This window comes from Gephyromycinifex aptenodytis (genome assembly GCF_012277275.1).
Classification (GTDB): domain Bacteria; phylum Actinomycetota; class Actinomycetes; order Actinomycetales; family Dermatophilaceae; genus Gephyromycinifex; species Gephyromycinifex aptenodytis.
The window spans coordinates 827,302-840,598 of sequence record NZ_CP051155.1 but is presented as its reverse complement, the minus strand read 5'-3'; the positions used below and the strand labels follow the sequence as shown (position 1 = coordinate 840,598).

12 protein-coding genes are annotated in these 13,297 nt (G+C 67.4%); 7 read left to right on the top strand and 5 right to left on the bottom strand.

The genetic code is table 11. The annotated features are described in order from the left end of the window. Positions 1-123: 123 nt before the first annotated feature. Entirely contained in the window at positions 124-1,122 is a 999-nt protein-coding gene (locus tag G9V96_RS03530) for an ABC transporter permease (RefSeq protein ID WP_168581806.1), read from the bottom strand. A 579-nt stretch (positions 1,123-1,701) separates the two neighbouring features. On the opposite strand from G9V96_RS03530, the gene ileS reads away from it, so the two are divergent. Genes ileS through G9V96_RS03515 form a run of 3 tightly spaced genes read left to right on the top strand, consistent with a single transcriptional unit; the run spans position 1,702 to position 7,072 of the window. Further along, positions 1,702-5,061, top strand: coding sequence for an isoleucine--tRNA ligase (gene ileS / locus G9V96_RS03525; protein ID WP_168581805.1), 3,360 nt, complete (start codon positions 1,702-1,704; stop codon positions 5,059-5,061). Continuing rightward, positions 5,058-5,678, top strand: a complete 621-nt coding sequence (locus G9V96_RS03520; protein WP_168581804.1) for a GNAT family N-acetyltransferase — start codon at positions 5,058-5,060, stop codon at positions 5,676-5,678. Before ileS ends, G9V96_RS03520 begins: the two co-directional genes overlap by 4 nt. Next, positions 5,675-7,072 carry a bifunctional folylpolyglutamate synthase/dihydrofolate synthase gene (locus G9V96_RS03515; protein ID WP_168581803.1) on the top strand — a complete coding sequence of 466 codons (1,398 nt, stop codon included), beginning with the start codon at positions 5,675-5,677 and terminating at the stop codon, positions 7,070-7,072. Before G9V96_RS03520 ends, G9V96_RS03515 begins: the two co-directional genes overlap by 4 nt. 103 nt (positions 7,073-7,175) lie before the next feature. Here G9V96_RS03515 and G9V96_RS03510 read toward each other — a convergent pair whose 3' ends face one another. Next, entirely contained in the window at positions 7,176-7,349 is a 174-nt protein-coding gene (locus G9V96_RS03510) for a hypothetical protein (RefSeq protein WP_168581802.1), read from the bottom strand. A gap of 162 nt (positions 7,350-7,511) precedes the next feature. On the opposite strand from G9V96_RS03510, the gene G9V96_RS03505 reads away from it, so the two are divergent. The 4 genes from G9V96_RS03505 (at position 7,512) to G9V96_RS03490 (ending at position 10,160) form a co-directional block, all read left to right on the top strand. After that, positions 7,512-7,925, top strand: coding sequence for a DUF4233 domain-containing protein (locus tag G9V96_RS03505; protein WP_168581801.1), 414 nt, complete (start codon positions 7,512-7,514; stop codon positions 7,923-7,925). A 9-nt stretch (positions 7,926-7,934) separates the two neighbouring features. Beyond that, positions 7,935-8,357: a nucleoside-diphosphate kinase gene (gene ndk, locus G9V96_RS03500; protein ID WP_168581800.1), complete on the top strand. Its 423-nt coding sequence runs from the start codon at positions 7,935-7,937 to the stop codon at positions 8,355-8,357. Between the two features lie 151 nt (positions 8,358-8,508). Then, the gene (locus G9V96_RS03495) at positions 8,509-8,886 is read left to right on the top strand and encodes a BatC protein (RefSeq protein ID WP_168581799.1); all 378 of its coding nucleotides are present in this window, start codon (positions 8,509-8,511) and stop codon (positions 8,884-8,886) included. 5 nt (positions 8,887-8,891) lie between these two features. After that, a complete protein-coding gene (locus G9V96_RS03490) occupies positions 8,892-10,160 on the top strand; it encodes a cupin domain-containing protein (RefSeq protein ID WP_210424455.1) in 1,269 nt (422 codons plus the stop codon). A gap of 79 nt (positions 10,161-10,239) precedes the next feature. Here the strand turns inward: G9V96_RS03490 and G9V96_RS03485 are convergent, their stop codons facing one another. From G9V96_RS03485 to G9V96_RS03475, 3 genes are read right to left on the bottom strand one after another with little or no spacing between them, the layout of a single operon-like run. Then, positions 10,240-10,893, bottom strand: a complete 654-nt coding sequence (locus tag G9V96_RS03485) for a LutC/YkgG family protein (protein WP_168581798.1) — start codon at positions 10,891-10,893, stop codon at positions 10,240-10,242. Continuing rightward, on the bottom strand, positions 10,890-12,497 hold the full coding sequence (locus tag G9V96_RS03480; RefSeq protein ID WP_168581797.1) for a lactate utilization protein B: 1,608 nt from the start codon (positions 12,495-12,497) through the stop codon (positions 10,890-10,892). Before G9V96_RS03480 ends, G9V96_RS03485 begins: the two co-directional genes overlap by 4 nt. After that, positions 12,494-13,258: a (Fe-S)-binding protein gene (locus G9V96_RS03475; protein ID WP_168581796.1), complete on the bottom strand. Its 765-nt coding sequence runs from the start codon at positions 13,256-13,258 to the stop codon at positions 12,494-12,496. The genes G9V96_RS03480 and G9V96_RS03475 overlap by 4 nt, the downstream gene beginning before the upstream one ends. Positions 13,259-13,297: the final 39 nt, after the last annotated feature.

Below are 13,297 nucleotides of genomic sequence, written 5' to 3'. Positions count from 1 at the left end.
CTACCCGCGACTCCCGGCGCCGAGATCGCAGCAAGACCTCGGGTCGGCGCGGGGTGCCATGCGCGCTCCGGTTATCACCGAGCCTGGAACACGCGCACCGGGGCGCCGGTGGGCCCTCTCCGATCAGGCGCGCACCGCGGTTGCCGGGGACAACCAGGCGGCCCGAAGGACGGGGACGAGACCCCCCAACAGACCGATGACAGCACCGGCGGGCGCAGCCGCGAGGAGCAAGGTGGGCTCCACGAGGAAGGGCCAGTCGCGCAACCACGTCACTCCTGCGAGGACTGCCACACCGGCTGAGGCGCCGAGGAGTCCACCTATGAGACCGAGCATGGCCGCCTCGAGGCTGAACAGCGCGAGAATCGCGGAACGGGTGTACCCGATCGCCCGGCGGGTCCCGATCTCGGCGGTGCGCTCCATCACGGACATCGACATCGTGTTGCCGATGGACAGGGTGCCGATCACCAGCGACATCCCCGCCAGGGCGACGTACAGGCCCGTCAGGTCCTGCCGAACCGTTGCCGCCAGCGCGTCGGGGGAGGGTGGCACCGTCACGGTCCATGCCCCCGGAAAGGCGGGGGTGAGGGTCGCAGCCGCTACAGCTCCCACGTTCTGCGCCGATCCGGGGAGAGTCGTCACGATGACCTCGCGTGTGGCGCACCCGCGGCCCCAGTTGGCGTCGGCGAACGCCTGCGGGACGAAGATCTCACCGAGCGCCGACGGGTGTCGGCGCACGTCGGCGAGCACACCGCCGACGGAGAGCCGGTGCCCCCCGATGTCGAGCTCCCCGGCCAGGCGCGGGGGGCCGCCGCCGAGCGTGCGCCACGCGCCCACGCCCATGACGGCGACCGGGCGCCGCGCCATGGCCGGGGTTGAGGTGACGTCGCCGCCACCGGCGTACGTCGGAGCTAGGACGTGGAGGGCTCCAGGGCTGACTGCGACCACGGATATCTCCGTCGGCGCCCCGGGGCGCCCCGGCATGTGCGCGGAGCCCGGGTCGTTGACGGCACACAGGACGCCTGCGTCGGTGACGCCGGGCAGGCTCGTGAGTCGAATCAGCGTGGCCTCGGAGACCTGCACGCGAGAGTCGGCGGTGCGCAGGGTGACCGAGGTAGCGCCCATGCGACATCATGAACTCCTTAGGGGTGAAGGGTCCGGGACACCGCATATTCCGAACAGGTGTCGCCCCGAGGCGAACCATGTGGGTAGGTGAACCCTCGGTGGGCGATGCGTCTAGGCATTGTGAGGTCACGATCCAGGGGACAAAAGCTGGTCGATCGGCCGGTGCCGTACGACGCCGCCCGCCGTGCGGCACCGCGTGTGTGTGGTCGGCGGCGCCCCAGCCGGCGGCAACACCTAGGACGCCAAGTCGACCTGGCTTGCCCGGGCACCGCCCACGTAGGGCGGAAGTGTCGTCGGCCCTCGTCGAAGAGGGTTGCGGGCGCCGGTAGACTCTGGGCAGCGACATTTGAGCCGTCATCAGCGGCGAGTCTCCGGAAGAACGGCGGAATCCCTCGGGGCCGCTCAGTAGAACCGGACGGGCGGGCCCGTCACAGCCTGGACCAGAGGGGTCGTGCCGTGTTCTCTGCGGAGAGCAAGGCGCGGCAAACGAGGTGGTACCGCGGCAACCGGGCAGTCCCGGGAACGTCGTCCTCGTGCGGCACCGTGAGCACGATCGACCCCCGAAGGAACCTCCACGCGATGACGTACCCCAAGGTCAGCACCGCCTCTGCGCCCACTGACTCCGCCGAAGACCACCCCGGCGTCGGGTTCGGAGTTCCGGCGAGCCCGAACTTCCCGCAGATCGAGGACCGAATCCTCGACTACTGGGCTGCCGACGGAACGTTCGAGGCCTCGGTGCAGGCGCGCGAAGCGGGTGCCAACGGTGGTAACGAGTTCGTCTTCTACGACGGTCCACCCTTTGCCAACGGCCTGCCCCACTACGGTCACCTGCTCACCGGTTACGTCAAGGACGTCGTGCCGCGCTACCAGACGATGCGCGGTCGGCGAGTCGAGCGGCGCTTCGGCTGGGACACCCATGGGCTGCCCGCCGAACTGGAGTCGATGAGCCAACTCGGCATCAAGACCACCGATGAGATCCGCGAGCTCGGCATCGAGCGCTTCAACCAGTCCTGCCGGGAGTCGGTGCTGCGTTACACCGACGAGTGGGAGAAGTACGTCACCCGCCAGGCCCGCTGGGTCGACTTCGAGAACGACTACAAGACGCTGAACCCGGAGTACATGGAGAGCGTCATCTGGGCGTTCAAACAGCTTTACGACAAGGGCCTGGCCTACGAAGGCTTCCGGGTACTGCCCTACTGCTGGAACGACGAGACGCCGTTGTCCAACCATGAACTGCGTATGGACGACGACGTCTACCAGGACCGGCAGGACCCGGCCGTCACCCTCGGCCTGCGGATGGGTGCCAAAACCGACGGCAGTGACCCGCTGGGATTGAGCGGCACCCACGCCGCAGTGTGGACGACCACGCCGTGGACCCTGCCGAGCAACCTGGCGATCATGGTCGGCCCCGAGCTGGACTACGTCGTCGTCGAATCGGACGTGCCCACCGGTAAGGCCGAGCGGTACCTCTTCGGTGCGCAGCGGGCCGCGGCCTACGCCAAGGAACTCACCGGGGACGCCAAGGGCGACGTCGAAGCGCTCATCGTCGGGCGTTACACCGGCGCTGACCTCGTCGGCTACGAGTACACGCCGCCGTTCGGCTACTACCTGGGCCACGAGAACGCCTTCCGGCTCGTGCCCGCCGAGTTCGTCACGACCACCGACGGAACCGGGCTGGTGCACACCGCCGGCGCCTTCGGTGAGGACGACAAGGTCGTCACCGACCGCGAGAACATCGAGGCCGTCATGCCGGTCGGGATCGACGGCCGATTCACCGCCCCGGTCAATGAATACCGCGACGTGCTCGTCTTCGACGCCAACGGCCCGATCCTGGATCACCTCAAGGCCCGCACCCGTCTGGACGCCGACGGGGCGCCGGGGGAGGTCGGTTCCACCACAGCAGGCACGGTGCTGCTGCGCCGCGAGTCCTACAACCACGCCTACCCGCACTGCTGGCGCTGCCGGAAACCGCTCATCTACAAGGGTGTGAGCAGCTGGTTCGTCTCCACCACGAAGATCCGCGACCGGATGCTGGAACTCAACGAAGAGATCACCTGGGTTCCCGAGCACGTCAAACACGGACAGTTCGGCAAGTGGCTGGAGAACACTCGCGACTGGTCGATCAGCCGAAACCGGTTCTGGGGCAGCCCCATCCCGGTGTGGAAGTCCGACGACCCCGAGTACCCGCGCGTCGACGTCTACGGCAGCTTCGAGGAGTTGGAGGCCGACTTCGGCGTCAAGGTCACCGACCTGCACCGCCCGTTCGTGGATGAACTCACTCGGCCCAACCCCGACGACCCGCGCCCCGAAGGGCAGCGCTCCACGATGCGCCGGGTCACCGACGTGCTGGACTGCTGGTTCGAGTCCGGGTCGATGAGCTTTGCGCAGGTGCACTACCCGTTCGAGAACGCGCAGTGGTTCGAGGACCACTTCCCGGGTGACTTCATCGTGGAGTACATCGGGCAGACCCGTGGCTGGTTCTACACCATGCACATCCTGGCCACCGCCCTGTTCGACCGGCCAGCCTTCTCCACCTGTGTCGCGCACGGCATCGTGTTGGGCAACGACGGGCAGAAGATGTCCAAGTCGCTGCGCAACTACCCGGACGTCTCGGAGGTCTTCGATCGCGACGGCGCCGACGCGATGCGCTGGTTCCTCATGAGCTCGCCCATCCTGCGCGGTGGGAACCTCGTCGTCACCGAGCAAGGCATTCGCGAAGGCGTCCGGCAGGCACTCTTGCCGTTGTGGAGCACCTGGTACTTCTTCAGCCTGTACGCCAACGCCGCCGACGGCGGCACCGGCTACGACGCGAAGTGGTCCACAGCCTCCACCGACCCGCTGGACCGCTACCTGCTCGCCAAGCTGCGAGACCTGGTCGAAGACATCACGGCCCGCCTGGACGTATATGACATCGCCGGATCCTGCGACGCGGTGCGCACCTTCCTGGACGTGCTGACCAACTGGTACGTGCGGCGCAGCCGGGATCGCTTCTGGGACACCGGCGGCGCCTCGCCCGAGTCGGTCACCGACGCATTCGACACCCTCTACACCACGCTGGAGGTCCTCACCCGGGTTGCGGCGCCCCTGCTGCCGATGACCTGCGAAGAGATCTGGCGCGGGCTGACCGGTGGACGTTCTGTGCATCTGACCGACTGGCCGGTGCCCGAGGATCTGCCCGCAGACAGCGAACTGGTCGCCCACATGGACGCCGCCCGCGAGATCTGCTCGGTAAGCAGCAGCGTGCGCAAGGCACAGGGCCTGCGGGTGCGCTTGCCGTTGGCGAACCTGAGCGTCGTCACCGACCAGGCCGAAGCGCTGTCCGACGTCGCCGACATCATCGGCGATGAGCTGAACGTGAAGAACGTGGCTCTGATCGAGCTGTCGGCCGCCAGCGAGTCCGAGTTCGGCATCAGCCAACGGCTCACCGTCAACGCCCGCGCTGCTGGACCACGCCTGGGTAAAGAGGTACAGAAGGCCATCAAGGGCGCCAAATCAGGTGACTGGTCCAGCGCCCCGGACGGCACCGTCACCGCCGGTGGTCTGGAACTGCTCGACGGCGAGTACACGTTGGAGATGGTTGTGCAGGACAGCCACGACGCCGGGGTCGCCAGCGCCGTGTTGCCACGCGGCGGTTTCATCGTGCTCGACACCACGGTCACCGCCGAGCTGGCTGCCGAGGGCCTGGCCCGCGACCTGGTGCGCGCCGTGCAGCAAGAACGCCGTGAGGCAGGGCTGGACATCAGCGACCGCATCAGCCTGACCATCCTGGGCGACCAGGAAGTCTGGGAGGCGACCGTTGCCCATCAGAGCCTCATCGTCTCCGAAACCCTTGCGGCCCAATTCGGCTCAGCTCCCGACCTGCAGGCACTGCCCGAGGGAGAAGGCCACGCGCTGAGTATCGACGGGCATGACGTACGGATCGTGGTGAAAACTCTGTGAGTCGTCCTGAATCGGTCCCGGACAGTAATCGGTCGAGCGGCTTCGTCGTGCGCCCGGCCAACGGCAATGACCTGGACGGGATCGTCGAGGTCGGGCGAGAAGCCTGGCCGGCCACCTACGGCTCGATCTTCAGCGAAGACCTGGTGCAGATGTTCCTGGCCAAGTGGTGGACCAAGGACGCCCAGATCCCCGCCATCCGGGCCGGACGGGTCTTCGTGGCCGAAGCCGGTGACCGCATCGTCGGGATGGCCAGTTACGGCGCCCACCAGGGTCGGTTCGTGGTCTGGAAGCTGTATGTGCGTCCCGAGTACCAAGGTCATGGCATCGGTGGGGGACTGTTGGAGGCCCTCTACGAGCGGGCCTGGCCGGAGTACGACGGGATCGCGCTGTCCTTCAGCGACGGCAACGCCAGCGCCTACGACTTCGCACGTTCCCACGGCTTCGTGGAGGACTACCGCGAAGATCAGGGCGGGTTGCCCGACCTGATCTGGATGTGGCGCCCCATCACCGAGGCGGATCTGCCCGGTGCAACGGGGCCGGCCGCTGAGGGTGGCGACGGCGCGACCGCTGCCGGACCCGGCGAAGACAAACCTGAGCAAGGGAGTGTGCAGCGGTGAGCGGAACACCCGACGCCCAGCGTCGTGCGGCCGAGGAAGCCCTAGAACTTCGCCGCCGTGCCCGCGAGGTCGAGGAGGCCATCCTGGCCCGCGCGCCGGAACACGACATCGATCCCACCCTGGAGCGGGTCCGGCAGGTGCTGGATCTGCTCGGTGAACCGCACCGGGCGGCGCCGGTCATCCACATCGCGGGCACGAACGGCAAAACCTCGACCGCTCGGATGACCGAGACGTTGCTGCTCGGGCTCGGCTTGTCGACCGGTCGCTTCACCTCGCCGCACCTGCACTCGATCACCGAGCGCATCGTGCTGTCCGGCGAACCGATCAGCATGCAGCGCTTCGTTGCTGCCTACGACGACGTGATCCCGTACATCGAGATGGTGGACGCGCGCAACGTCGCCACCGAGTTGGGACCGCTGTCCTTCTTCGAGGTGCTCGTGGTCATGGCGTTCGCCTGCTTCGCCGACGCCCCGGTCGATGTCGTCGTGTTGGAGGTGGGGCTGGGCGGAACCTGGGACGCGACGAACGTCGCAGACGGCGCGGTCAACGTCATCACCCCGATCGGCATCGATCACGAGCGATTCCTCGGCTCCGACCTGGCCTCGATCGCGGGCGAGAAGGCGGGCATCCTCACCCAGGACGGCATCGCCGTGATCGCCGGACAAGAGCCGGACGCCGCAGAGGTCATCACTGCCAGGATCGAAGAGCTGGGCTGCACCGCAGCCTATGAGGGACGCGATATCGAGGTCGTCTCGCGTGATCTGGCCGTAGGTGGGCAGTTGCTCAACCTGCAGGGACTGGCGCGGATCTACCCGGAATTGTTGCTGCCTTTGCACGGTGAGCATCAAGCGCACAACGCGTTGTTGGCGCTGGCCGCGGTCGAGGCGTTCCTGGGCGGCGGGCAGGAAGCGCTGGACACCGATCTCGTGCGTGAGGCGTTCGGTGTCATGTCCTCCCCGGGGCGTTTGGAGATTGTGCGACGCTCGCCCACGGTGCTGGTGGACTCGGCGCACAACCCGGCCGGAGCACGCAGCTTGGCTGCGGCGCTGCGGGACTCATTCACCTTCGGGCGGATCGTCGGGGTGATGGCTGTGATGGCCGACAAGGACGTCGACGGGATCCTGGAGGAACTAGAGCCGGTGTTCGACGAGCTCGTCGTCACCCGCAACACCTCGCCGCGATGCATGTCTGCGCAACGACTGGGTGAGCTCGCCGGCGAGGTCTTCGGCGAGGACCGGGTACATGTGGTGCGCGACCTGCCCGATGCCATCGACACCGCCGCCGGGCTGGCCGATTCGGGTGACTCCGGTGGCGTCGCGGGGGGAGTCGTGGTCACCGGTTCGGTCATCACCGCGGGCGAGGCGAGAATGCTCGTCGGCGTCACCGAGGTCTGACCCGCTCAACGCTGAACTGTGCTGTCCCGAACCCAGGTGCGCTGCCCTCAGTCGAGGCGGCGCACCTGGCCCGGTTTTGGACCCGCACCAGGCAGCGCTCCGGTCAGCGAACCTGCGGCGGGCGGCGCGTGCGGTCCTGCGGCCCATGGGGACCACGGGCCTGGTTGACCTCAGCGCGCTTCTTCGCCAGCCATACGATGCCGGCCACCAGCAGTACCGGGCCCAGGACCAGGACTATCAGCACGAGGAGTTCGGCGACACCGAGGAACGATGGCATGGCAACTCCTGACGGGTTCGAAGGCGGGACTCCCACATCCTCCACCACAAAAGGGGGTCCGGCGTTCGCAGCTGCCAGCGGGTCGGGTGCGGATCCGGTCTGAGCGCGCGCACCGAGCTCATGAGTCATCGTCGGCGAGGAACGTCTCCTAGGATGACGGGCATGGCCTCTGCCCTTCCCCTTGTCGGCGTCCCCGGCGCGATGCAACGACGACTCGCTGCGATCGTGCTCGTCGGTCAGGCGCCCGTGATGGTCTTCGGTGCGCTCGCTATCTGGGGGCTGGCCTCGTCGCAAGGCGATGAACGGGCCAACCTCTACCTCGGTGGGGGGATCGCCGTCAGCGTGCTCTGCGTGCTGGCAGCGGGTCTGTTGCGGCGTCCGATCGGTGTGAGTCTCGGCTGGATGGTGCAACTCGCGACCATTCTGTTGGCGCTGCTCGCCCCGGTGGCCATCATCGTCGGCGTGATTTTCGGCGGGTTGTGGATAACGGCTCTCATCCAGGGTCACAAGATGGATGGCCTCACCGCCCGCTACGCCGCCTCACAGCAGGCATCCGGTTCGACCAGCGCGCATTAGGGTGGCGGTATGACTGAACGCTCACTTGTCCTGGTAAAGCCCGACGGATTCGCCCGTGGCCTCACCGGCGAGGTACTGCGGCGCATTGAGGCCAAGGGGTACACCCTGGCCGCGTTGCAGATCCTCACTCCGGGTAACGACCTCCTCACCAAGCACTACGCCGAGCACGAGGGCAAGCCGTTCTTCGAGCCGCTGGTGGAATTCATGGGCTCGGGGCCGGTCACTGCCGTAGTCATTGAGGGCGACCGTTGCATTGAAGGCTTCCGCGCCCTGGCCGGAGCCACCGATCCCACTGCCGCCCTGCCAGGAACGATCCGTGGCGATCTGGGACGCGACTGGGGCACCAAGGTCCAGAAGAACATCGTTCACGGTTCGGATTCTCCTGAGAGCGCTCAGCGGGAGATCGCACTGTGGTTCCCCGAACTGGGCTGAGCCGGCGCCGATCGCAAACCCGGCTGGGGACAGGAGCTGCATCGCAGACCTGCAGGTGTGAGCCAGCCGACAAAAGGGTACGGCTGAGGCACGAGGACATCGTCTTCAGGTGGCCCACGGCCGCCCTCGCGAACGACACGAAGGAGCAGTCATGAGCGACACGACGACAAACCCGCTGGGTGATGGCGGAGCAGACGAGGGAGCCGACTCCGGCGCCAACCCGACGGCGGCCACGACCGGTGCTCCGGTAGATGCCGATGGCGGCGCAGACGGTGGCGCTGACAAGGGTGCCGATGCTGATGGCGGCGCGGACGGTGGCGCTGACAAGGGTGCCGATGCTGATGGCGGCGCGGACGGTGGCGCTGACAAGGGTGCCGATGCTGATGGCGGCGCGGACGGTGGCGCTGACAAGGGTGCCGATGCTGATGGCGGCGCGGACGGTGGCGCTGACAAGGGTGCCGATGCTGATGGCGGCGCAGACGGTGGCGCTGACAAGGGCGCCGATGGCGGCACCGGCCTGCCTGCCTGAGATAAATGAACGCTGCTGACGGGCGGGCGGGGGCGTACGCTCTCGCCCGCCTTGTAGATGACCCGACAGAGTTCGCCTCGCGGATGTGGGGCCGACAGCACCATGTACACCACAGCTCGGGCGCGCAGACCCACCCGGAGGCTTTTGCCGACCTGCTGGATCTGGCCGGGGTAGACGAACTGCTCTCCACCCGCGGACTTCGTACCCCGTTCCTTCGCGTGGCCAAGAACGGCTCCACCCTTCCCGAGCGCTCTTTTACCGCCGGCGGGGGAGTCGGGGCCGCGATCAGCGACCAGATAAGTGACGCCCGGTTGGCGCAACTGTTCGAAGACGGGGCAACGATCGTCCTGCAAGGGCTGCATCGCACCTGGGGCCCCATCGTGGACTTCGCCGCAGACCTGGCAACCGAACTGGGCCATCCGGTGCAGGCCAACGCCTACATCACGCCGGCGCAATCGCAGGGTTTCTCGGCGCACTACGACGTGCACGATGTGTTCGTGCTGCAGCTGGCCGGACAGAAGCGGTGGATCATTCACGAACCGGTGCACCCGTGGCCGATGCGCCACGAACCCTGGGACACCGGCGGACGAAAGGAACAGGTCGCCCAGGCCGCGGCCGGTGAACCGGTTCTCGATGTTGTGCTTGAGCCAGGAGACTGCCTCTATCTGCCGCGCGGGTACCTTCACGCTGCCAAGGCCTTGGCCGGGGTGAGCGCCCACCTGACGCTCGGCGTTCACGTGTGGACCCAGGATCATCTCGCCCGGGCCTTCACCGAGTTGGCGCTGAGGCAGGCCGACGAGCTGCGCCGCCCATTACCGCTGGGGGTCGACGTCGGCGATCCGGCTCAGCTGGCCCCCAATATCGCTGCGGTCCGGGCAGCCTTGCACCAGGCCCTTGACGCGGTCACCGATGGGCAGCTGGCCACCTTGCTTGATCAGCGCGCTGATGAGTCTGGACGGGCCGCGCCGGTGCGGCCACTGGTGCAAGCCGCCGCCTCCCGAGAGCCGGCACTGAGCGAGCCTATGCAACTGCGCAGACATCTGCGTCTGCGCCGGGAACTCGACGACGGCGGGGTGCGCCTGCGCGGCAGAGGCGTCGACGAGCGGGTTGCGCTGCCCACCCCGGGCCTTCGCGCGGCCTTGGACCAGCTCGTGGACGGCGGGGCCCACGTTCCTGCCGCCCTCGCCCACGCCTGTCAGATCGGGGAGGACGAGGTGCTCGGCTTGACCGGGCAGCTGCTCTCGGCAGGGATTCTGGTACCGACCCGAACGTGAACCGGGGTACCTGCGCTGGCCCATGACGAGGGGAGGCGGCCAGGATTGCCACCCTGACCGCCTCCGCAACACGCGCCTGCTAGTCCTGGACGAGCACCACATGCAGGGTCCGCGGCCCGTGGACCCCTTCCACCCGGGACAGCTCGATGTCACTGGTGGCTGACCCACCCGAGATCATCGTGACGGGCAACTGGTTCTCCCGCACCGAGGGCGCGACGCGGGTGATCGCCTCCGGCACGTCGGAGACCACCTGATCGGCTCGGATGACACAGACGTGCATATCGGGTACCAGGGTCAACGCGCGCCGCCCTTGGTCCGGGCGGTGATCCAGGAAGATCGTGCCGGTCTCGGCGGCGCCGACGCAGGCCGCCGTCACGACCGCATCGGTGGTGTCGAGCTGGGCTCGGTCCAGCGGTGTGTCGTCGCGGACTTCGATCTCGCTTGCCTCCAGGGCGGCCCGCCAGGTGGGGTCCAGGCCTGCAGGCAACACGACGCTGTGCACGTCGTGGGCGTTGAGCGCCTCGACGATGCGCCCCGGGACCTCGCCTGAGTTGGCGCGCACGACGGCAGCCTTGTAGTCCTCCACACGCTCGACGAAAAGATCGAGCACGCCTTCGGTGCGGGTGGCGCGGTGGTATTCCCATTCGACCGGGACGTCTACCTCTGGGGCGACCTCCGGGACATCCTGCAACGCCGTACGGATGCGGGTGAGGATCTCTTCCCTGGCGTTCATCGACTGCCACCTCCGCGTTCGCGCTTGTACCAGGACCGGAACGACTCTTGCGGCGGGATCGGCACATCCCGCGCATTCGTCCACTTCGACAGCGGCCAAGGCATCGGCCCCAGGTGGTCTGCCTTGCCCAAGATCCGTCCCGAGAGGCCGACCCCCTTGGTGGCGGCGGACCAGCGACGGCTGTCGGCCATCATCCACGCCGCGCCGGTCATCGCCGCAGGCTCGCCATGGGCCAGGAACGGCATTCCCGGTTTGGACTTTGCTTCTGCCTTCTTGGACTCCACCACCTGGTTGCGCATGTAGACGAGCAGTTCAGGGATGGGGATGCGCACCGGGCAGACCTCGAAGCATGCCCCGCACAGCGAGGACGCGAACGGTAGCGACCTGTCCACCGCAGAGGTGGTGCCGCGCAGCTGCGGGGTGAGGATCGAACCGATCGGACCGGGATACACCGAGCCGTAGGCGTGGCCACCGACCTTCTCATAGACCGGGCACACGTTCAGGCAGGCTGAGCAGCGAATGCAGCGCAGCGCCTCCCGGCCGATGCGATCGGCCAGCACTCGGCTGCGGCCATTGTCGAGCAGGACGACGTGCATCTTCTCGGGGCCATCACCGCCGGTGGGGCCGGTCCACATGGAGGTATAGGGGTTCATCCGCTCGGCCGTGCTGGAGCGTGGCAGCAACTGAAGGAAGACCTCCAGGTCGTCGAAGGTGGGCAGCACCTTCTCCACCCCCACCACAGAGATGAGCGTTTGCGGCAGGGTCAGGCACATCCGACCATTGCCTTCGGACTCCACGACGACCAGGGTGCCGGTGTCGGCGACCGCGAAGTTCGCTCCGGAAATCCCGACCTTGGCGCGCAGGAACTTCTCGCGTAGGTGCAGGCGGGCCGCACCCGCCAGGTTGCGGGGTTCGGAGTCCAAGTCGGGCGGTGCGGGTTTGCCGTAGGTGCCCATTTCGGCCAGGAAGATCTCCCGGACCTCGGCGCGGTTGCGGTGGATCGCCGGGACGAGGAAGTGGCTGGGGCGATCATGGCCTAACTGCACGATGATCTCGGCCAGGTCGGTCTCCCAAGCGGCCACGCCCGCGGCCTCCAGCGCCTCGTTCATGTCGATTTCCTGGGTGACCATCGACTTGACCTTGACGACTTCGTCGCCGACGACGCCGGTGCCGTCGTAGTGCACCTCTTCGTCGGCCAGGGCCTCTTTGACCAATCCGGTGATGATCCGGTTGGCTTCGGCGGCGTCGCGGGCCCAATGCACGGTGGCGCCGGCGGCGGTGAGGTTCTCCTCCAACTGCACCAGGTAGCTGTCCAGGTGTCGCAGGGTGCGGTTCTTGATCGCTTCCCCGGCCAGCCGCAACTCTTCCCAGTGGTCCAACTCCGAGACGCACTGTTGGCGTTTGGTCCGGATGGTCGTCATCGCCTGGTGCAGATTGCCGCGTTGTACGGGCAGGTCGAGTTCGCGTCGCGCCGCGGTAGGGAACCCGGGGGAGTCCACGAGCTCACCGGCTGGCGGGGCGGGTGTGCGCCGGTTGGGTCCCTCGTACCGGGGGGCGGGTGGACCCGCGACCGGAATCGTCGATTGGCGGTGGACCAGCGTCATGCCGCGCTCCCTTCGGTGCTTGCCAGAATCTCGGCGAGGTGGATGGGTTTGACCCCGCCCCCCTGCCGGGCGATCACGCCGGAGACGTTGAGCAGGCACAGGTTGTCCCCGGCTACCAAGTACTCGGCCCCAGTGCCTGCCACGTGACGTGCCTTGTCGGCGGCCATCGCGGTGGAGATGTCCGGGTTCTTCATCGCGAACGTGCCGCCGAAGCCGCAGCAGCGATCCGAATCCGGCAGGTCCAGAACGGTGATTCCCTTAACCGACTGCAGCAACCGCATGGGCGCATCGCCCACCTTGGCTACCCGGATGGAGTGGCAGGTGGGGTGGTAGGTCACCTTGTGCGGGAAGTAGGCACCCACGTCGGTGACATTCAGGACGTTGACGAGGAACTCACTGATGTCGTAGACGTGTGGAGCCACCAGGCTCACGTCCCTGGCCAGGCCCGCATCGCCGGCGTGCTCGGCCAGCATCTCGTGCTGTTCGCGCACGGCGCCGACGCAGGAGCCGGATGGCCCGACGATGTAGTCGTAGCCGCCGAACGCATCCACGAAGTTACGTACGACCGGTACGGTCTCGTCGAAGTAGCCGGTGTTGGCGAAGGGTTGTCCGCAGCAGGTCTGCTTCTCGGGAAACTCCACGCTGCAGCCCAACCGCTCCAGGATGCTCAGCACGGCCTTGGGGGTGTCGGGGAACATGACGTCGTTCGCGCAGGTGGCGAACAGCGCCACGCGCATTCCCTCACCGGGTTTAGTGGCCATCGATCGACTCCTTTGTCGTGTCCGGGGTGAACCCGAACC